We start from the raw sequence: 19711 nt of genomic DNA on the forward strand, positions 1-19711 counted from the left end.
AAAAAATGAATGTGCGGTGATTTATTTTTGAAATTCTTGAAATTATATCAAAAATTTAGAGTTTTGACGGAGAGACTAATAAAATACAAACACTTAGGCGGTAAAGAGGATGAATTTAGGTCTAGTATAAAATTGTAACTTAGCTCTACTGTGGATTTTAATAAAACAGCTTATGGCTCCTTACTGTTGTCGAGATGCCGTTTGATTTGTGGTGGCATATAGTTTTCATCATGTTTGGCAAGTAATTTTATTGCTAGAAAAGATTTTGGTAATTTAAAGTTTCCTTCTGCTACAATGCCTTGTCCTTCACGGAAAAGAGCGGGCAGAATACCTTGATAAATAATTTCTAATTCCTCTGAATAATCGGTGATAATAAAACGTATTTTATTATCTGTTTCTCTTGTAATAGATCCATTTTTAACTATACCACCAACTCTTACTTTGCCACGGTTGTTTTCAATCTTAGAAATCTCGGAAGGAGGATAGAAGAACACTATGTTATCATTCAGGTTTGAAAGAATAAAATATACTCCTATTGAACAGAGAGATAGCATTAAGAATATTATAAGTATCCTATTTCTTTTTTTGTGGTTCACCAGTTTTGAAATCTATAATGGTCTTTATTAAAACAAAAGCTAATATTGTAAATGTAAAACAATATGCGCCTAGCAAATAACTATTCATAAATACCTAAATTATAAGTTATTATACCATCAAATTTTGAACTTTAGGGCACAGGCTGCAAAACATATTAAATGAGAGCACAACCGAGATCTACAAAATTCATATAGATTTTAAGAAATGGTATTATTCAATTGGTTTTTGCTTAGCTAGTTCTATTGATAGATCTCGTGCTTTTACTGGATCCATACTGGCAATTACTGGCGCAACTTTTACTTCCTTCATATTACTTACAACTTTCAGAAGTACAGGCATTTCAAGCTCATTAAAGATCTTAGCGGCATCCTTTGGTTTCATAGTTTCATAAATTTTTACTAAACTAAGAATCTTGCTATTTTCTTTTTGATCATATTGCTTCATCAATACTTCTAGTTGGGATTGTAGGTTCTTTAACTCTCCAACTTTTTGGTCAATTTTATTCTCAGTAGCTTTCAATACCTGCTCTCTAACATTCATATCTTTTTTTTCTTTATCAAGAGTATCTCTTCTTTTTGAGAGCTCTTTCAAAAGATCCATTTCTGAACGCGAAAGATTATCTAAAGGTTTTTTTTCAGCTTTACCAGGATTATCCTTTATAACTGCCCCAGGATTATCCGCTGCTGCCTTTGTTGGTTCTTTCTTAGGCTTCTTGTTAGAGTTGGTATCTTCAGGTACTGAATTATCACTTTTTTCTGATTCAGGAGAAGATTTAGCGTAAGCTGTATCAACAAGTACAGAAGACGTGCTTGTATCAACAGAATAGCTTGTTTGTTCTTGAATACGACCAAAAAGCATTGAGGCTTTAGCAAACAATGTAATAATTAGTAATATTAATATAGGCGAAAATAAACTTGCTTTCATTATTTTTTAGCGTTAATTTTTCTTAAAGTTTCGTAATAGTTCATTTGGTTCAAATTAGCGCTTTGCTCATCGGTTTTTTTACTGACAATGCTTTGAATGAAATTTTTTAACTGATTTGTATATTTGCTTTCAAAAGCTTCATCAGGAACTGGTGCTAAATCCTCTTCAGTGAACTTTTCTTTTGGTTTTGAATGCATAGAATTCTCGTAAGTATTCTGAGAAGTTTCAGCTTCATATGAGGATTTGCTAATTGAATGGCTTTGAGTACTAAGTTTTATAGAAAGTTCTCTTGCTATTTCGCTCATAGTTGCAAGTTCAGATGAAATCTCCGTTGCTTCTTCAACAACTGATTTTATTTCGTTACTAGTAACTTTGCTTAGCTCACTCATTTCATTTACATTGTTTTCAGCCTTAACTATAGAAGCATTTAGCTCTTTAATCATTCGAGCAAATTCAATCCTACTATTTTGCAAATCCTGGATACGCCTATTAAGCATCCAGCAGTAAGCAACACAAACAACTATCATTATTAACAGTAAAAAATCTAAAAATAACATATTACCTATTCTTCAAAAAAGTTTTTCAAATTTATTGCAACCTTATTGTCCACCTTTCCAATTTTTCCTGTAAATAAAGATATAGGACCAGATCGAACAATAATGTCTTTATCTTTGTGGTGATCCATAATAAATGTATCACCAATTTTAAGCTTTGCAATCTCTTCAATTGTAGATATTCTATTAGTGATAACTGCTTCAACTGGTAAATTAACTCCTTTTATGCTTTCGGAAAGCATACGCTCCCATTCCTGGTCAGAGCCAAATTTATCACCAAGGAACACCTGTTGCATTTGCTCTTTAATCGGTTCAATAGTTTTGTATGGTAATATCAACTCAACATTCTTTACCTGCTCATCAATCTCTATCCTTAATTTTAGAGCAATTACTGCGTCTCCTGGTCTGGCAATCGTTACAAAATTAGGATTACTCTCTAATCTTTCAAAATTAAAAGTAGTAGGAGTTATTTGATCAAAAGCATGGCTTAGCTCAGTCAGGATAATTTCTGAAATTTGTCTGGCTAATCCCTGTTCAATCGAAGTTAGTATTCTTTCTGAATCGTTAGCACTGACTTGGGATGTGTTTTTTTTACCACCAAGTAGCAAATCGACGAATGAAAAAATCATATTATTTTCAAGTATTAGCAACCCAAAATTTTCCCACTCTACAGCTCTAAAAATTACAATAGATATTGGGTTTTTATTATGGTCGAAATACCCTCCAAATCTCAATGACTTATAATCTTCAATTGTTACGTCCACTGGTTCAGAAGTAAGATTTCTAAGTGCAGTGCTTAGCTGTCGAATAAATTTTTCAAAGATAATTTCAAGCATTGGTAGCTTGTCATAAGACTGGAGTGATTGTTCTAGAACAGCCTTTATGCCAGTCAAGTTATTAGGCAATGTGTTGTTGCCTTTTTTGTGAGATTTTGTCCCCGCATTATCTTTGTTTTGTTCTTCTTCAGTCATTTTGTACTACTAAATAAATCCTTTGCTCGTATATTGAACTAGTTAACCGTGATTTCTTGAAACAGCACTTCTTTTACAACAATCGGCGCAGTAATCTTATTAATCCTCTTGGAAATCTCTTCTTTTAAGTAAAGTGTACTATTAGAGCTATTAAAATCTGTGGACCTAAGGGTTCTTAAAAATGTAATTAATGTATCTTTTATAATTGGCATCTTGGCTAAAACGGCTACACTTTCCTCTTCAGTACCAAGCCTCATTGTTATATCCATTCTTAAATATTCCCTTTTTGCTCCAGCACCAGAAAGGCCAACGGTAATAGGATCTACATCTAAATAAGTGTTGGAATCAAGTTGTACATGTTCTTTTCCTTTTGGTTGCTTAACTTCCCCTTCTTCTGGTGGTTTAGGACCTTTTATGACAAAAAAGAAAAAGAAAATAGCGCCGACTATTGTAAGAACAATTGGCGCGACAATTAGTAAAATTCTTTGCAGCTTCTTCTTTTTTTCTGCGGAGAGGCCAAATTTACCAGCTTCCGACGGAGTTAGTGGCTCTTCTTCATTCTCGTCATTCATCGAAGTTATTAAATTTTATGTTGAAAATATTAATATTTTGTAGTAACTTATATAGCAATCTTGTAGTACAAAATACATGAAAGTTAAAAAATATTCTACTAAAATTTCTGTATTACTGTGCTTAAACTAGAAATCGGCTTAAAGTAAACTAATATTTAAAGAAATATTTGAGTTATAAATCAAGATCAATTATATGATGCAAGCTTTAATAAACAAAGTATCTTTATCCTTTTGGGTTTTTTTGGTATTTGAGCTGTTCTTTTTATGCAATGCAGCATCTGCAAACAATGCATCATATATTGCGCTTTCTGGTCAGATAGCAAGAAAAAGACAATTAGAAGTCGTGGCAAACAATGTTGCTAATACTAATACTGTTGGTTATGAACAAGATAATATTTTATTTCGCAATGTAGATGTTATACAAAATTCCCGCAGAAGTAACTCTTTTGCATGGCCAGAAACGACTTATAGAAGCGGTGATCAAGGGCCAATCAAAGTTACTAATAGACCAACCGATTTAGCTGTTGTTGGAGAAGGTTATTTTAAGGTTATTACACCTAGAGGGCCACGGTATACCCTTGATGGATCTATGGTGATAAATAACCAAGGTGTTTTAGTAAATTCTGCTGGATACCCGATTTTAACAGCGGATAATAATTTTATTGAAATCCCAGCAGACTTTCAAACGTTTGAAATTTCAGAAAGCGGAGCTGTATTTGTTGATAATGAGGAAATTGCTATAATAGGCGTGTTTGCATTTGATTTAAAAGACCCTATTATAAAAGAAGGTGGAAACTTGTATGCTATAGAAGGGAATGATCGAGTACTTGAGGAATTTACTATAGTTTCCGGGGCTCTTCGTAGCTCGAATGTTAATTCTGCGCTTGCGATGTCTCAGCTAGTTGAAATGCAGAGATCGTACGGATTAACCACTGATTTGATGACTAATATAAACGAGACCGATACATCGGCGATAAATAAATTAACTAAGTAGTAAAAAAGAGAGGTGATTTATGTCTTCAATAGCAATGAGCGCAGCAGTTACAGGAGCGCAAGCACAGCAGTTACGAATTGATACTATTTCTAATAACGTGGCTAACGTTAATACAGATGGTTATAAAAGAATGGAAGCCTCATTCTCTGATCTTTTTTATATCAATCTTAAAAGAGCCGGTATTTTGGAGAATGCCGAAGCTGCTCCAAGACCAACAGGTGTACAGATTGGTATGGGAACAAGAGTAATTGGTACCTACAGGGTAGTTGAGCAAGGTCCTTTGCATCAAACTTTCCATCCTTTGGATATTGCTTTAAAAGGACCAGGATATTTTGGTGTTACTCTACCAAATAACAGAATAGGTTACACTAGAGCTGGGTCGTTCAAACTAGATAGTGATCGTAATATTGTTACTCAGGATGGTAATTCGTTAACTACAGCTATTTCCATACCGGCAAACGTTGCCCTAGAGGATGTTCAAATTGCTGAAAATGGTCAGATTACAGTGCAGGATCCAGCTAATCCTGCACAAAATATTGAAATTGGGCAATTGGAAATATTTACTTTTCCGAATGAGAGTGGGCTTGAAGCAATAGGTAATAATTTACTCGTAGAAACAGTAGGTTCTGGCGAAGCAGTTGCAGTAGACGACTTGAATGGAAGGTTTAAACAGACCTTTTTAGAAGGTTCAAACGTAAAGGCTGTAGAAGAACTTACAAAATTAATTGAAGCTCAGCGAGCCTACGAATTAAATACGAGGGTGATAAGTACCGAAGATAAAATATTGGAAGCTACTAATAATATTAAATAATAGAGCTGAAAAACTATGACAAGTATTGGATGTGTGCTATATTGTCAGAAAATATGGTGTACATCCAATATCGAATGAATAAATAAATGAAATTATTAAGCTCCTTACTTTTTCTTTGCATTACTTTGCTTACCTTATTTGCGCTTGCAGATGAGGATTTCGTTAGTAAAACCATAAATGGCCTTCTCCAGGAAAAGATTCAAGATAATCGTATAATTATTGAACAAGAATATAGTTCTAAAAGTAAATTTGATAAAATCAAGTCTGCACAAGATAAGATTGATTCAATTATTGTTGAACAATTTGAGCCCAAAAACTCTAGTTTCAGAGTTCGAGTTAACTATAATGACGGAAAAGCTGAAACACTATCCGGGCGTTATCTTTCTTATGTGATGGCTCCAATTGCTGCTAGATATATTAAGTTTGGCGATGTTATACAACAATCTGATGTAACTACGATGAAAGTAAGAATAGATAGTTTAAATAGCGAATATGCTTCTGAACTTAATGAGGTAGTAGGAATGCAGGCTAAGACCTATATAGCTGCAGGTAAAATGTTTAAGATTAATGAAGTTACCAGCCCGAATGTTATAAAAAATAACGATCCGGTGAATATTATCTACTCTTCGGGGGCTATAAACTTAAAAACAGTAGGCATAGCTATGGGAAATGGTGCTGTTGGCGATATGATTAAAGTAAAAAATAGCTCTTCTGGAGTGGTATTGCTTGGGCAAATTGTAAATAAGAACACGGTAAAGATAGGCGGTGAAAATGAATAGAATTTTATTGTTTATAATATCATTATTTGTGATTTCTTCTTGCTCTGAAACTGTTGATCGTTTAAAAAGAGTTGGTAAAGCCCCTCAGTTTGAAAATATTGAAATTCCAACAGTTGAAGAGGATGAAGAAGAAATTGAGCGCAGAGAAGCAAGGTTGCAATCGCAGCATGCGCATATGCGTAAAACAAATTCCTTATGGCAACCAGGATCAACTACGTTTTTCAGAGATAGTAGGGCTTGGAAAGTAGGGGATATCATAAGAGTAGTGGTTGAGATAAAAGACAATGCTAGTTTAAATAATTCTACCCAACAAAATAGAACCGGATCTGACAGTCTTGGGTTACCAAAGTTATTTGGTAAAGAAAAAGCTATACAGGCTAATTTATCTACAGCTGCAGACTTAAATTCTTTAGTAAGTACTAGGTCGAATCGTGCTAATTCGGGAAGTGGAACGATTTCGCGTAAAGAAGATATAAAGACTGAAATTGCTGCGGTTGTAACTAAAGTTTTGCCAAATGGAAATCTTGTAGTACAAGGCCATCAAGAAGTTAGAGTTAATTACGAACTCAGAGAAGTAAAAATTGCAGGAATTATCAGGCCAAAAGATATTACTAGTGATAATTCTATCAGGACGAATCAAATGGCTGAGGCCCGTATTTCTTATGGTGGCAGAGGTGTTGTAAGTGATGTTCAGCAGCCAAGAGTTGGTTCACAAGTTGTAGATATAATAGCTCCGTTCTAAAGAAAAAAGGTGATTTATGGATGCTGGAGTAGTAGCTGAGATAAGTAGGGAAGCTGTATATGTTTTGATAGCCGTGTCTGCTCCTGTATTGATACTTGCTTTGGTAATTGGCTTAATCATTTCTTTGTTGCAAGCTCTGACCCAAATACAAGAGCAAACATTAACTTTTGTGCCAAAAATTATTTCTGTGTATTTTGGGATGATTTTTATTTTGCCATACATGTTTAGTAAGCTTAAGGTCTTCGTTGATCATATTATCCAGCATATTGTTCAATAGTCATAGTCTGCTGTTAACGGTCACCTGGCTTGACCAGGTTACCCGAGGCAATGAAGTGCCGAAGCAAGTTCAGCATGACAGCATTTTTTCAGGAAAACGGTGTGGTTGTTTATGACAGTATTTTTAGGTCATGCAACTCAATTAAACCGTTTAGCATGAGGTATAGTGAATAAGTCAATTTTAGGAAAATATTGGTCAGCGCATTCTTATGATGAGAATCTGGTTTCTGAGCTTAAACGCTATCTTGGAATTGATGATTTTCTTGCCAGAATAATATCCACTCGTGTTTCATCTGTTGCCGAGGCTGAGCATTTTCTTAACCCCAAAATTAAATCCTTACTTCCTGATCCATTTCATCTATTGGATATGGAAAAGGCTGTTGATAGAACAATTAAGGCAATAAACACTAATGAAAAAATATGTATTTTCGCTGACTATGATGTAGATGGGGCGACTTCTGCGGCTCTTTTAAAAAACCTATTTAGAGATGTTGCTGTTAATGCAAGCATATATGTTCCTGATCGTATTACAGAAGGGTATGGTCCAAGCCTAGAAGCCATGCAAAAAATTAAATCTCAGGGGACAAAACTAGTTATTACAGTCGACTGTGGATCAGTAGCCTTTGAGGCTTTGGAGTATGCAACAAGTCTAGGTTTGGATGTAATAGTAATAGATCACCACATAAGCTTAGATGATTTGCCAAATGCTGTGGCTGTTATTAATCCAAATCGTTTGGATGAGAAAAGTTGTTACAAAAATTTAGCCGCTGTAGGGGTGTCATTTTTATTTGCAGTAGCGTTATGCAAATCCCTTAAAGAAATTGATTTTTTTCAGAAGAATAACCTCCAAGTGCCTGATCTTATGCAATATCTTGATCTAGTAGCATTAGGTACGGTTTGTGATGTTATGCAACTAACGGACCTTAATCGTGCATTTGTTGCACAAGGTTTAAAAATAGCTAAAAATAGAGCAAACATTGGCTATAGAACTTTATCTGACATTGCCAACATCCAAGAAATTCCAAATTGCTATCATCTTGGGTTTATCCTTGGGCCACGCATCAATGCTGGCGGAAGGGTAGGTAAGTCTTGGCTTGGAGCACATCTTTTGTCAACCACTTCAGATCAAGAAGCTTTAGATATTGCTACAGAGCTTGATAAATATAATGAAGAGCGTAAAGCTATTGAATATACGGTACTTGAAGAGGCAATGAGTTTGGCTCAGGAGCAAATTCACGATCCTGGTCTTTTTATAGTTGGCAATAATTGGCATCCTGGAGTTATTGGTATTGTGGCAGGTAGGCTGAAAGAGAAATACAATAAGCCAGTAGCGGTTATTGCTTTAAATAGCGGCGTCGGCAAAGCTTCGTGTCGTTCAATTAAAGGGGTTGATTTTGGGTGTAAAATTATAGAAGCAAAGCAAAGAGGGTTGCTAGTTGTAGGTGGGGGGCATGCAATGGCAGCTGGCTTTACTGTAGAAGAGGGCAAAATTCAAGATCTTAAGCAATTTTTAAACCAAGAGTTTGTTAAAGATTTGCAATCTACAGATTTTCATTTGCGTGAGCTTTACGACATTGACCTTTCAACTTCTGCTACTAGCCTTGAGTTGCTAGCAGAAATAGACAGGTTAGAGCCATTTGGTAACGGTAATCCAGCACCAATATTTAGATTTTCTGATGTTTACGTGCTTAAGAGCGATATTGTGGGTTCAAAGCATATTAAGGTGATTTTTGCTCCAATTAAAGAGTCCCATAGCTCAAAACCGCTTTCAGCCATAGCATTTAATTCCGTTGATACTGAGATTGGCAAAATATTACTATCCCGAACCTCTTACAAATTGTCTATATTGGGTAGGCTAAAAGTAAATAAATGGCAAGATAAAGAAACGGTACAGTTTCAGCTTTACGATATTTTTTGTCACTGATTTCGTCGTTCGCAAGGAACTTACAAAGTGCAGTTTCAGTTAGCGTTGCGCGGTTTCATTATCGTTCACAGATACCATAATGTCGTCCATTTCGTCAGATAAATTTGCTAAAGTGCCCCGTGGACTAATGTTTTCAATAGCTCTATCAGAAAACACGAGAAGCATAGGTGCTAAAATAGCTACTAAGATCAAAACTGTTATCACTTTTTCCTCCGGATAAATTTTTATTTGATTTAATATAATTACATTTTAGATCTGAAAGATTAACAATTTATAAACAACAAATTTTTAAGGCAAGATAATGGTTTATTGACCTTTTTAAGTGTTCGTTGTAGAATATATAAGTTAATTTAAGGAAATTTTATAAATCACTATGACTTTATCATCAATAGTTAGTAATAAACTTACATTTGAAGGTTCTTTAGGAAGTACCTTGGTTGCGAGACTAGACTCACCAGAACGACCAGATGCGTATGTTTTATTTGCACATTATTTTACCGGTAATAAAGACATAACTGCGCTTAGCAGGATAGCCAGAGCTTTAAATCAAGCGAATATAGCTTTATTTCGATTTGATTATACTGGTCTTGGAGCGAGTGAGGGTGACTTTGCCAATAGCAATTTCTCTTCTAATGTAAAAGATATTATAGCGGCAGCTAATTTTATGCGAGAAAATTATCAAGCCCCTCAAATTCTGGTTGGTCACAGCCTAGGTGGTACGGCAGCGATTGCCGCAGCCTCAGAAATTCCTGAAGTAAGAGCAGTGGCAACGATAGGCTCACCATGCGATACTGCGCATGTACAGCATAATTTTGTAAATCATATAGATGAAATAAATGAAAAAGGAGAGGCGGAAGTTATTCTTGGTGGCAAGAAATTTAATATAAAAAAACAATTCCTTGATGACATTTCTAACCAAGATATGCCAGGCAAAATTAAGAATCTGAAAAAGGCCTTGCTCGTTATGCACTCACCTGTAGACGAAACGGTAAGCATAGAGAACGCCCAAAGGATCTATGAGCTAGCAAAGCACCCGAAGAGTTTTATTTCTCTAGATAAAGCAGACCATTTACTTATGAAAAGTCCAGCCGATAGTAAGTATGTTGCTGCGGTCCTTGCTGCTTGGGCTAGCAGATACTTATCCCATTCGCCAATGTAACTTTCTATAAATTGTATATAAATAACGGTTCTTAGTAGCTTTCTTAGAGTATAATATAGTGTAGTAGCGCGTATAAGTTATCGAATTTATGCCTTCTTATACATTAATTTATTACTTAGCTATAAACTTGAAAACCGATGAGGTATTTCTTGATCACTCAATTTTAACGTGACGGTGCTGTTAAACCCTTGCAAATGCTATAAGGGGAACCTCATTTTTTAATTCCCCTCATAGCGAATCTCCTATGAATAATCTAGTATATTTCCGTGCAATGAGATATTATCATCATGACTTGTATTGTCATGAATACAATGTAAATACTCTTTTACTTCATGATTTAATGTACAGTTATCTTGTAGGAGATAAGCAAATTGATTAGCGTCCTTCTCTCCGTATTTTTGGCGGATCAAAGCATGATAATACTTGATTGTGCTTACATCCAATAATGGAAGCTTACCAAAGGATAATGGATAGTCATAAACCGCTTGTTCTATTGAGTCGACTGCTTTTTCTCCAGCTACAATTTTGTCAAAAAGTTCTGCCGCAAGTAAAGCGGCTCCCTGTGCTATAATATTTTTCCACAGCTCTTGTATATCTTCATTTACTTCATCTTTGCTCATAATTTTTTGAATTAAAGGATCTATAATCTTTAATTTTAAACCATCGGTAAAATGATAACTAGAGTTAGTGATGCCATCTGCATGCTCAGCAAATATTTTATTAAATATCCCCTGTATCTTTTGTGTATAAGCACACCATTGCTCAGGATCTATAATTAAAGCCTTATTAGTAAGGTCATTTTTCCATTTGATAAAAGCCAAAGGCATTTTATCATCTAGGCTTGAGAAAGCTACAGATGGGATTAACCCTAAAATATCTTCAAAGCTTTCAAAAGTTTTTTTGGTGTAATCTACCTCTACGGATTCAATAATTTCATCTTGTGCTACAGCAAGCAAATTTATTAACTTACTTAAATCACACATCTTTATTTGACTTAAAGTATAAATCAAGTTTGATGTATCTCCGTTAGTTTTTGTTATATGAATCAATGTAACAAGAACCTTTTTAAAATCCCAACTAACATGCTTCCAATTCTTTAGGGTTAATTCTTTTCATTTTCTAATATTTAAAAAAATTAATGATAAGCATATAAATCACATGACTAAAGTAAATTAACTTGCGTTGAATCTTAATATAGATTAATATATCTTAATACATGTGTTAACGATGTATATTAACAATATATAAGAGTATTTTTATGAAAAGAGCACGCGAAGAAGAAATTTCTAATAACAATAAAATTGGAAAAAAGAATGCTGAGTTAGCCTTGTCTCTGCAAGATAAAGAACAAATAATGGCCGAGTTTCAGGCATTAAAAGAAGAAAATAAAGCTACTATCCCAGATGACACTTCAGACATGAGTATAGCTGCCATGTATGGAGCGTTAAAGGTAATGGAATTGTTGATAGATACTGGAGCTGATTTTAAGTCTCCTGTTGCTGGTGGTAAGTTCAAAGGAGCCACTCCTTTATATTTAGCAGCAAAAAATGGCCATACTAAAGTGGTAGAGTTGTTGATAAGTAGGGAGGCAGATTTTGAAACTCCTATTTACATACCTTATATTTATGGTCCGCACACTCCTTTAGCAGTTGCAGCACAAAGTGGCCACTATGAAGTAGTGGAGTTGTTGATAAGTAAGAAGGCTAATTTTAATACTAGTAGTAGTACTAATGCTAATAATGATGATTCTGATGATGATGAAGAACAAAGTCCTTTATATTTAGCAGCAAAAAATGGCCATACTAAAGTGGTGGAGTTACTGATAAATAAGGGGGCTGATTTTAAAACTCCTACTACTCATGGTGATGAGGATGGACAAACACCTTTAGCCATTGCAGCAGAAGAGGGCCACGATAAAGCGGTGGAGTTGCTAATAACTAAGGGGGCTGATGTTAACAGCCCAGCGAGCCGGGCCATTGGATTAACTCCTTTGTATTTAGCAGCAAGAAAGGGCCGCGATAAAGTGGTGGAGTTACTAATAACTAAGGGGGCTGATGTTAAAAATCCTCCTATTTATGAGGATGAGACTGCGGATGATAAAAAACAAACCCCTATATCTATTGCAGCAAATAATGGCAACATTAAAGTGGTTGAGTTATTGATAAATGCTGGAGCTGATTTTGACATTTCTCAAGAAGATGGAGAAACTCCTTTATACTTAGCAGCAAAAAATGGCCACTATGAAGTAGTGGAATTACTGATAAATGCTGGAGCCGATATTAATACTCATATTGTCGACGGTAAGTACATAGGAGAAACGCCTTTATCTGTTGCAGCACGACATGGTCGCTATGAAGTAGTGAAGTTACTAATAAATAAAGGGGCTGATTTGCAAGAAGATAACATGCTTTTACCCAATACTATTAAAGCATTCTTACAACACACACCTTCTGTTTCTGCCCAAACACTTCTTTTTGGTTCTTATTCGGGTGTTGACGCGGCAAAAATAATGTCTCAATATTTAGAAATCGTTAAACTTTTACTTATTAATGGAGTACAAATTGATAATATTAATGAAATACCAGATACATCAATAGTAAAGAATCTGCTATTAGTAGCCGAAGTTATTACTGATTTCATTAAAGGTAAATACGTAGATGAAGATAAACTATTTTCTCTTGAGACCCTGTTCAAAAACCATCAAGAATTTGCTGTACAAATATTTAAAGGCATCCTAATCAAGGAAGGGAAGCCCAATGATAAATATTTGGCTTCAACCTTCCAAAAATATTCTAAAATAATTGGCAATGATGTACTAGAACAATGGCAAAAAATGATTGCAGACGGGAAGGAGGTATTCCAAGAAGTTTTTGACGATCTAGAAGGACAATTAGTTCAAGCTTATGGTATCAAGCCAATAAGCTATAAATTGTTGAGGGGAGAGATTGATCCAAATTTTGCAAAAGAAAGCTCCAAAGAAGCTGAATTTATGGCTAAAAATCCTCAATATAAAGTCCGAGGAACGATCTATGAAGAATTAAGTAAGGAAACAGTATTAAATGGTGTAGAGAAATTACCATACCTAATGCAGAAACATACTTCGGTACTACACGCAGTACAAAAGTTAAACGCTATAATTTTACCTAGAGATTTAAAAATCACAATATCTAGTTTTATTAAAGATTATGAAAAACTTATAAACGATCCACATTGTCAAAATGAATTAATATTACATGAAGAGAATGAGCAATTAAAAGAAACGAATGAACAATTAAAAGAAAAATATCAAAAATTAGAAAATGAGGTGATAGAACTAAAGAAGCAAATATCGCCGGATAACCTAATGAAACTTATTCAATCTTTACTACCTTCTAATTTAATTAATGCAGATGCAGAAAGTAATAGTGCCAAATTAATTGGAGAGCACGATGAGGGCCATCTAGATATGGCAGAATATTAATAAAGCTTTCAACTATAAAGGGAATTAAAAAGAAATTCCCTTTATAGAATCCAGTGGGCCCTGTTGCATGATTCATAATGATTCACGCAACACCGCCATATATGATGGGGCGGCACCGTCAAGTTAATGGATTGAAGCCGTAAATACTTGAATCAGTTAGTGATTACTAATGATAAAAATTATAGTAGTATAAGAAATTACCAATGCTATAAGCACATATAAAATTGTTGTATGTGCTTTACTGAAAACTATTGGCGGTTTCTTGTCTTCACCTACTTCTAAATTGATTAAGTCAGCAATTGCAAGAGCAACAGCAGCTAGGGATATTGAAGGTATACCTAGTACAACGCCAAAAACAAAAGGGAAAACTGCGCCGGCACTTCCGTATAAAAAATAAAGCAAAAATTTTTTTAGAAAATATTTGCATTTAATGACTGTTAAATTATTCGAATGTTCCATAAAGTTTATTTATGTATAGAAGCTTTGTATTTTCTCTAAAAGAGCGTACAAATATACTAACATTAGATAGCCCCTGCTTGATATAATTTAAAGCATCTATCTGTATTAAAATAGATTCAACTGTATTAAAATGGTTCCGTTCCAATTTTCTGGAGCTAATATAATTGACCATGTGAATAGAGCGCAGAAGTTTTATGAGGTCAAAAATTTATTATATTTATTGACCTCATTATTCCATATAAATTTAGAAATTTAGAAATAGCATCGTTGTGTGATAAAGCTAGTACTACTTCGATGGCAATTAAAACAACAATGGTTATTTCTAGCCTTGCTGAATGTTTATAATTAAGTTCATTTGATAGTATGTTATATAATTCTTGGATAATATCTAGGCGATGATTCAGTATACCTTGCCTTACACTTATATCTTGGAATTCAGCTGTCATCAAATATAGTGGTTCGTAACTTGGTCTGCGCCAGAAGAATTCTGGAGTATCTAGAATATCGCTATGAAGATTAATGGAGTATCTTTCGCTAAAAAGTTGACCAATCTGCTTGGATATTTCTTTTTTTGATAAAGATACGCTGCCAGTATTAGCTAATTCCTTTTGAATAGGAGCGGTTTTTTCAAGAATTTGGCTAACAGAGCGTTCCAAAACAATTAACTTTACAGATTGTGCCAGGGCATGAGAAATGGATAGTTTTATATATTCAGATTTATTGCTAAGAATTATCCTGTTTCTTTCTTCGTCAATAAATGTTTTACCATGGTCTTTATCAGCATTTTCATGATATTCAAAGTTTATTGGATCAGACATTACCTCAGTAAGGCTATCTGTTTCAAAACCCTTGAGTTCTTGAAGTATAAATTTTTCTTGAGCTTCGTCAGTTCCCCAGATAGTAATGCATCCAAATGGAAAAAGGAATATATCAATATCATCATTATTTTCCATCTTAGCAAAGATAACATCATCAAAGTGCTTCAACACAAAGCCTTTACTTATTAAATGATCAGTGAGACCATCCATTATGTATTCTGAAGCTGTGCAGTAAGATAAACAACGCATAAAAGAACCTTTAATTTTTATTTTAGTATATTATAGTTTTGTTAGGTAAAACACGTATAGCTACATATTTTTACGTAATTCATCGAATTTTTTGAGCGTTGAAATGGTCTTTTCAAGAGACTCTAATTTTAGCATACATGGGCCATCACTAGGGGCGTTATCAGGATCCTGATGAACTTCTAAGTAAACACCTGCTATACCTGCTGCAATAGCGCATCTGGCAAGTAACTCTACATATTGCCTTTGACCACCGCTAGCAGACCCTATGCCACCTGGTTGCTGCACGGAATGAGTTGCATCGAAAAAAACAGGAGCCCCAGTTTCGGCCATTATTTCAAGACCTCGCATATCTGAGATAAGCGTATTATATCCAAAAGAAGTACCTCTGTCTGTCAATATGATACCCTTGGCATTAAAACTCACCAGCTTATCATAAACATTTTTCATATCCCATGGTGCTAAGAACTGTCCTTTCTTGACTTTTACAACTCTACCAGTATCCGCTGCTGCTTTTAATAAATCGGTTTGTCTACATAAAAAAGCTGGTATTTGAAGTACATCAACTACTTCTGCGGTAGGTTTGCACTGTCCCTCATTGTGGATATCGGTCAAAATTGGACAGCCAATTTCAGATTTAACTTTTGCCAAAATATTAAGCCCTTCGTCAATACCAGTGCCTCTTTGTGCTTTCGCAGAAGTGCGGTTTGCTTTGTCAAAAGATGATTTGTAAATAAAAGAAATTCCAAGTTTGTTTGTAATTTTTTTTATACTCTCTGCAATAAATAGAGCATGATCTAGAGTTTCAATTTGACATGGTCCGGCTACTAGAACAAAAGGTAAATTATTTGCAATCGAGATGTCGGCTACTTTAACAATATTATTCATTGTATTTCTTTAGAACTTTAATAATTACTTGGCAATTGGCAAAGAACTCTCGTCAGTGGAGTTTTCAACAGGTGACTGTTCTGATTTTTCAATCTTGCTAGAGATACCTTTGTTAGATTTTGATGACAAATTAGCCAGCATTAGTGCGTTTGCAAAAAATATAACTCCTAAAACAACGGTAGTCCTAGTTAAAAAATTTGCGGCAGATCTTCCGCTCATTAATCCCATATTATTGCCGCCGCCGCCAATCCCGCTCAAGCCATCTGTGCTAGTTTTTTGTAGTAAAATAACCACAACAAGGAGTAGGGCAATGATTAAATGTATAAAAAGTAAAGTATTTAACATGATGCTATTATTTTTGATTAAGTATAGAGCTCATTTCACTTTCATCGAGTGAAGCAGAACCCATTAAAACGCCGCTAAGTCCAGGGACTGTTATGATTTCAGCAAAATTTTTCGAGCTTACAGATCCACCATACACCAACTGAGCATTTTTTGCAACCAGCTCCACTCTAGCACTTTTTTTGATTAATTCAACTATCTCATATATCTCTTCTGGTTTTGGAGCAATTCCTGAGCCAATTGCCCACACTGGCTCATAGGCAATAATAAGATTGTGTGCATTACTTGGAATCGAAGAATTAATTTGTTCAATAAGAAATTCTTTGAAATTTTTGTTTTGGCGTGATTCAAGGGTTTCTCCAATACAGACTATGGGTGTGATTCCAGCTTCTATACAACTCTCAATTTTTTTACGAACAATACTATTACTTTCTCGTTGATTTGTTCTTCTTTCACTATGCCCTATTATTGAGTAATTTACACCACAACTTTTGATAATTGTAGCAGAGTTTTCCCCTGTATATGCTCCTAGTTCTTTTATAGAACTGACATCTTGTGCGCATATTTTAGTTTTTACTAATACCTTAGAGAGATAAGAGAGGTATGGCGTTGGAGGGGCGAGAAAAAATTGAGATGAATGGTTGAATGATTCAAATTTCTGGGCGAGAGCAATTGCCTCACCAAGTTTTATATTCATCTTCCAATTGGCAATAATGATTCGGTTCATAGGAAAATTTACTTGCAGTTATTGAGTTAGGTCACTATTTTAGTTCGATATACTAAAATAAGTAAATAGAAATTTTTTATGATATCAAAATTTAGGAAAGGTGCAGATAGTTTATTAGTCAGGATATTGCTTGGCTTAATAGCCTTAAGTTTTGTTGGTGTTGGGGGTGCAGCATTTATCAACGGTAATAGTTCTGGAGACGTAGTTTCATTTAGTGACGCTGACTCAATATCTTTTGAAGAATTTCATGTTGCAAAAGCAAAAGAAGTGGACTTTCTTCAAAGACAAAACGGGATTAATTTAACGGAAGAAAATATAGCTGAACTAGGTATAGATAATTCAGTTTTGAAGAAGCTAATTAATGATTCGATGATTGAGTATTTAGCAAAATATTATGAATTTGATATAAGCGATGAAAAAGTTATTGCATATGTGAAAAAGACACCGTTCTTTAAAAATTCGAATGGAGAGTTTGACTTAAGTGTATTTAAAGCCGCCTTTAACAATTCATTGGCAAAAGAGGAGGAATATCTAGCTTCTGTAAAACATCATTTAATAACGAGTACGATGTTGGGTACATTCATGGACGCTTTTAACCCGCCTGAAATGATGACAGAAAATATTGTTAATTATATGTCAGAAACTAGGGTTGTAGACGTACTTTCTGTAGATCTAGGATTCAAGCCAAATGGGTATAAACCAAATGATATTTCCAATGAACAGCTTTTGCAGTTTTATCAGGAAAATAAATCTTTGTTTGTAATACCTGAGCTCAGAAGTTTTGAATATGTGAAAGCTGATAGAAAATTTTTAGAAAAAAAATTAAATATTAGTGATAAAGATATAAGAAATTATTTTGAGGAATACAAAGATGAATTTGAATCAAAAAAATTCTCTGAGGTTAAGGATCAGGTCAGAGAAGCGTTCAGTAGTGAAAAAATAGCAGAGCTCTCTAATGAGCTTGCTAAAAATTTTGAAGAAGATGTTTCAAGTGGTCTTACGCTAACTGAAATTGCTAACAAGTATGATCTACAAATAATAAGTGGGAATGATATTAATTTCTCTGACATGAGTGCTAGCTCACAAGCCGATTACATAGAACTGGCTGATAGTGTTTTTGAAATGGCAGAAGGGGAGGTGTCTTATCCTATGGAAGTTCAGGACACTTCTGAAATTCTGTTAGTTAGTTTAAAATCAGTAACACAAACCAGAGAACAAGGCTTTGAAGAAGTTGAAAAAAATATTAAAGATACAATAGAAAAAAGAGACCTTGCAATTGCTAACATGAAAGCTCTAAAAGAAGAGATAAACGGTTTTAATTTGAGTAAAATTGATAAAAGTATTTTAAGCTCAAAAGGTATTTCTATAGTTCAAAATTTATCTTTTACTAGAGCCGATTTACCGATAGAAAATAAATTACCAGCTGATTTATTAAAGGAAATATTCACTATTAAACTTAATAATGCGACTAATATTATAAACGCTGATAATAAAGCTTATTTTGCATATCTAAAGGGAGTAAATAGTAGCAAAATTATGGCAGATAAAATTCGTAAGAATGCTGGGGACCACTTTTCAAACGTAATTAAAGAGGGCGTTTTTCAAGAGCTTGTTGGTTATCTAACTCAGAAAAACAATATGAAGATAAAGGCAAATTTCGCAGAAAATTAATTCAACCAGATTAACAATGGATTTATTGAATATATAGATACAAGCTGTCACCTTAAGATTAAGTAGATTTTATTTCTTAGTCCCAACCTCTACTGGTTATTTTAATCCAAGAATCAGACTGGGTATGAGTTGTGAGCGTTCATGGATTATAAATTATTTTATTAACAGTTCCATAGTATAATTTCTTATTGACTCGCAATACAGTATCAAATTCTTGTACTAGAGGGTCTGTCCATCTAAGTGTGTAAATTCCTTATAGGTTATATAATCAATTAATATAACTAAGAGGAATAAAATATGACTAAAAACACTATCAATAATAAGAATAATGAAGCTATATCCGCAGCGATAGATTTACTGGTAAGTAAAGAAGTAGATCTATCGAATGTTTTAAGCAAAGGCGGGTTATTGAAACAACTAACAAAACGTCTTGTGGAAAAAGCTTTACAGGCAGAGATGAATAATCATCTAGGTTATGACAGATACGATCGTATTATCACTTCTAATAACGCCCGTAACGGTGTATCTCAAAAGAATCTAATCACTGATAATGGCCTTATTACAATAGACGTTCCAAGGGATAGAGATGCTGAGTTTGAACCTGCAATCATTCCCAAAAGAAAAACAAGAATTGAAGGTTTAGATCAAAAAATTCTATCCTTATACGCCAAAGGAATGAGTCTATCAGATATTAAACTTCAGATTCAGGAACTATACGGGGCTGACATTAGCGAAAGCCTTGTTAGTAGAATTACTGATGATGTCATGGACGATGTTAAAGCTTGGCAAGGCAGGCC

At 34.4% G+C, this 19711-nt stretch carries 22 protein-coding genes; 10 read left to right on the top strand and 12 right to left on the bottom strand.

All coding sequences use genetic code 11. The features are described 5' to 3' along the window. Window positions 1–170: 170 nt before the first annotated feature. From ccmE to Megvenef_RS01490, 5 genes are all read right to left on the bottom strand, one after another. The gene (gene ccmE / locus Megvenef_RS01470; protein WP_322776231.1) at window positions 171–596 is read right to left on the bottom strand and encodes a cytochrome c maturation protein CcmE; all 426 of its coding nucleotides are present in this window, start codon (window positions 594–596) and stop codon (window positions 171–173) included. 211 nt (window positions 597–807) lie between these two features. Next, a complete protein-coding gene (locus Megvenef_RS01475; RefSeq protein WP_322776232.1) occupies window positions 808–1521 on the bottom strand; it encodes a MotE family protein in 714 nt (237 codons plus the stop codon). Beyond that, window positions 1521–2078 (bottom strand): DUF6468 domain-containing protein, encoded by a 558-nt coding sequence (locus Megvenef_RS01480; protein ID WP_322776233.1) that lies wholly within the window; start codon window positions 2076–2078, stop codon window positions 1521–1523. Before Megvenef_RS01480 ends, Megvenef_RS01475 begins: the two co-directional genes overlap by 1 nt. A 5-nt stretch (window positions 2079–2083) precedes the next feature. Beyond that, window positions 2084–3046, bottom strand: a complete 963-nt coding sequence (locus Megvenef_RS01485) for a FliM/FliN family flagellar motor switch protein (protein WP_322776234.1) — start codon at window positions 3044–3046, stop codon at window positions 2084–2086. Window positions 3047–3084: 38 nt separating this feature from the next. Further along, window positions 3085–3618 carry a flagellar basal body-associated FliL family protein gene (locus tag Megvenef_RS01490; protein WP_322776235.1) on the bottom strand — a complete coding sequence of 178 codons (534 nt, stop codon included), beginning with the start codon at window positions 3616–3618 and terminating at the stop codon, window positions 3085–3087. A 193-nt stretch (window positions 3619–3811) separates the two neighbouring features. Here Megvenef_RS01490 and Megvenef_RS01495 point away from each other — a divergent pair, with 193 nt between their 5' ends. The 6 genes from Megvenef_RS01495 to recJ all read left to right on the top strand — a co-directional run bounded on the left by Megvenef_RS01495 (window position 3812) and on the right by recJ (window position 9144). Continuing rightward, entirely contained in the window at window positions 3812–4612 is an 801-nt protein-coding gene (locus Megvenef_RS01495) for a flagellar hook basal-body protein (RefSeq protein WP_322776236.1), read from the top strand. 19 nt (window positions 4613–4631) lie between these two features. Next, window positions 4632–5423 (top strand): flagellar basal-body rod protein FlgG, encoded by a 792-nt coding sequence (gene flgG / locus Megvenef_RS01500; protein WP_322776237.1) that lies wholly within the window; start codon window positions 4632–4634, stop codon window positions 5421–5423. Window positions 5424–5509: 86 nt separating this feature from the next. Further along, a complete protein-coding gene (gene flgA, locus Megvenef_RS01505; protein WP_322776238.1) occupies window positions 5510–6202 on the top strand; it encodes a flagellar basal body P-ring formation chaperone FlgA in 693 nt (230 codons plus the stop codon). Then, window positions 6195–6944, top strand: a complete 750-nt coding sequence (gene flgH, locus Megvenef_RS01510) for a flagellar basal body L-ring protein FlgH (protein ID WP_322776239.1) — start codon at window positions 6195–6197, stop codon at window positions 6942–6944. The genes flgA and flgH overlap by 8 nt, the downstream gene beginning before the upstream one ends. Window positions 6945–6960: 16 nt before the next feature. Next, window positions 6961–7221, top strand: coding sequence for a flagellar biosynthesis protein FliQ (fliQ, locus tag Megvenef_RS01515; RefSeq protein WP_322776240.1), 261 nt, complete (start codon window positions 6961–6963; stop codon window positions 7219–7221). Window positions 7222–7386: 165 nt separating this feature from the next. Further along, window positions 7387–9144, top strand: a complete 1758-nt coding sequence (gene recJ, locus Megvenef_RS01520) for a single-stranded-DNA-specific exonuclease RecJ (protein WP_322776241.1) — start codon at window positions 7387–7389, stop codon at window positions 9142–9144. Window positions 9145–9183: 39 nt separating this feature from the next. On the opposite strand, the gene Megvenef_RS01525 is transcribed toward recJ, so the two are convergent. Next, window positions 9184–9348, bottom strand: coding sequence for a hypothetical protein (locus Megvenef_RS01525; RefSeq protein ID WP_322776242.1), 165 nt, complete (start codon window positions 9346–9348; stop codon window positions 9184–9186). 169 nt (window positions 9349–9517) lie between these two features. Between Megvenef_RS01525 and Megvenef_RS01530 the strand changes: the two genes are divergently transcribed. Then, a complete protein-coding gene (locus Megvenef_RS01530) occupies window positions 9518–10303 on the top strand; it encodes an alpha/beta hydrolase family protein (RefSeq protein ID WP_322776243.1) in 786 nt (261 codons plus the stop codon). A 242-nt stretch (window positions 10304–10545) separates the two neighbouring features. Here the strand turns inward: Megvenef_RS01530 and Megvenef_RS01535 are convergent, their stop codons facing one another. After that, complete coding sequence (locus Megvenef_RS01535) at window positions 10546–11352, bottom strand: hypothetical protein (protein ID WP_322776244.1); 807 nt, start codon at window positions 11350–11352, stop codon at window positions 10546–10548. 209 nt (window positions 11353–11561) lie between these two features. On the opposite strand from Megvenef_RS01535, the gene Megvenef_RS01540 reads away from it, so the two are divergent. Then, window positions 11562–13763, top strand: coding sequence for an ankyrin repeat domain-containing protein (locus Megvenef_RS01540; RefSeq protein WP_322776245.1), 2202 nt, complete (start codon window positions 11562–11564; stop codon window positions 13761–13763). Between the two features lie 156 nt (window positions 13764–13919). Here Megvenef_RS01540 and Megvenef_RS01545 read toward each other — a convergent pair whose 3' ends face one another. The 5 genes from Megvenef_RS01545 to tpiA form a co-directional block, all read right to left on the bottom strand. Then, window positions 13920–14222 (bottom strand): hypothetical protein, encoded by a 303-nt coding sequence (locus Megvenef_RS01545; protein WP_322776246.1) that lies wholly within the window; start codon window positions 14220–14222, stop codon window positions 13920–13922. 200 nt (window positions 14223–14422) lie between these two features. Next, entirely contained in the window at window positions 14423–15250 is an 828-nt protein-coding gene (locus Megvenef_RS01550) for an RMD1 family protein (RefSeq protein WP_322776252.1), read from the bottom strand. Between the two features lie 99 nt (window positions 15251–15349). Further along, window positions 15350–16174: a 3-deoxy-8-phosphooctulonate synthase gene (kdsA, locus tag Megvenef_RS01555; RefSeq protein ID WP_322776247.1), complete on the bottom strand. Its 825-nt coding sequence runs from the start codon at window positions 16172–16174 to the stop codon at window positions 15350–15352. Window positions 16175–16198: 24 nt separating this feature from the next. Then, window positions 16199–16519 (bottom strand): preprotein translocase subunit SecG, encoded by a 321-nt coding sequence (gene secG / locus Megvenef_RS01560; protein WP_322776248.1) that lies wholly within the window; start codon window positions 16517–16519, stop codon window positions 16199–16201. Window positions 16520–16526: 7 nt separating this feature from the next. Further along, window positions 16527–17243, bottom strand: coding sequence for a triose-phosphate isomerase (tpiA, locus tag Megvenef_RS01565; RefSeq protein ID WP_322776249.1), 717 nt, complete (start codon window positions 17241–17243; stop codon window positions 16527–16529). A gap of 78 nt (window positions 17244–17321) precedes the next feature. On the opposite strand from tpiA, the gene Megvenef_RS01570 reads away from it, so the two are divergent. Together Megvenef_RS01570 and Megvenef_RS01575 are read left to right on the top strand one after the other, a co-directional pair. Next, window positions 17322–18914: a peptidylprolyl isomerase gene (locus Megvenef_RS01570; protein WP_322776250.1), complete on the top strand. Its 1593-nt coding sequence runs from the start codon at window positions 17322–17324 to the stop codon at window positions 18912–18914. 297 nt (window positions 18915–19211) lie between these two features. Continuing rightward, window positions 19212–19711: transposase (locus Megvenef_RS01575; RefSeq protein WP_322776251.1), on the top strand; the 500-nt coding region annotated here is incomplete at its 3' end.

It is taken from the genome of Candidatus Megaera venefica (assembly GCF_034554655.1).
GTDB lineage: Bacteria > Pseudomonadota > Alphaproteobacteria > Rickettsiales > Rickettsiaceae > Megaera_A > Megaera_A venefica.

What these genes read in the sequence shown, in the direction of transcription:
- Megvenef_RS01475 (WP_322776232.1), bottom strand. Translation starts at nt 1,521, where the DNA reads ATGAAAGCAAGTTTATTTTCGCCTATATTAATATTACTAATTATTACA.
- Megvenef_RS01480 (WP_322776233.1), bottom strand. Translation starts at nt 2,078, where the DNA reads ATGTTATTTTTAGATTTTTTACTGTTAATAATGATAGTTGTTTGTGTT.
- Megvenef_RS01485 (WP_322776234.1), bottom strand. Translation starts at nt 3,046, where the DNA reads ATGACTGAAGAAGAACAAAACAAAGATAATGCGGGGACAAAATCTCAC.
- Megvenef_RS01490 (WP_322776235.1), bottom strand. Translation starts at nt 3,618, where the DNA reads ATGAATGACGAGAATGAAGAAGAGCCACTAACTCCGTCGGAAGCTGGT.
- Megvenef_RS01495 (WP_322776236.1), top strand. Translation starts at nt 3,812, where the DNA reads ATGATGCAAGCTTTAATAAACAAAGTATCTTTATCCTTTTGGGTTTTT.
- flgG (WP_322776237.1), top strand. Translation starts at nt 4,632, where the DNA reads ATGTCTTCAATAGCAATGAGCGCAGCAGTTACAGGAGCGCAAGCACAG.
- flgA (WP_322776238.1), top strand. Translation starts at nt 5,510, where the DNA reads ATGAAATTATTAAGCTCCTTACTTTTTCTTTGCATTACTTTGCTTACC.
- flgH (WP_322776239.1), top strand. Translation starts at nt 6,195, where the DNA reads ATGAATAGAATTTTATTGTTTATAATATCATTATTTGTGATTTCTTCT.
- fliQ (WP_322776240.1), top strand. Translation starts at nt 6,961, where the DNA reads ATGGATGCTGGAGTAGTAGCTGAGATAAGTAGGGAAGCTGTATATGTT.
- Megvenef_RS01530 (WP_322776243.1), top strand. Translation starts at nt 9,518, where the DNA reads ATGACTTTATCATCAATAGTTAGTAATAAACTTACATTTGAAGGTTCT.
- Megvenef_RS01540 (WP_322776245.1), top strand. Translation starts at nt 11,562, where the DNA reads ATGAAAAGAGCACGCGAAGAAGAAATTTCTAATAACAATAAAATTGGA.
- Megvenef_RS01545 (WP_322776246.1), bottom strand. Translation starts at nt 14,222, where the DNA reads ATGGAACATTCGAATAATTTAACAGTCATTAAATGCAAATATTTTCTA.
- Megvenef_RS01550 (WP_322776252.1), bottom strand. Translation starts at nt 15,250, where the DNA reads ATGGATGGTCTCACTGATCATTTAATAAGTAAAGGCTTTGTGTTGAAG.
- kdsA (WP_322776247.1), bottom strand. Translation starts at nt 16,174, where the DNA reads ATGAATAATATTGTTAAAGTAGCCGACATCTCGATTGCAAATAATTTA.
- secG (WP_322776248.1), bottom strand. Translation starts at nt 16,519, where the DNA reads ATGTTAAATACTTTACTTTTTATACATTTAATCATTGCCCTACTCCTT.
- tpiA (WP_322776249.1), bottom strand. Translation starts at nt 17,243, where the DNA reads ATGAACCGAATCATTATTGCCAATTGGAAGATGAATATAAAACTTGGT.
- Megvenef_RS01570 (WP_322776250.1), top strand. Translation starts at nt 17,322, where the DNA reads ATGATATCAAAATTTAGGAAAGGTGCAGATAGTTTATTAGTCAGGATA.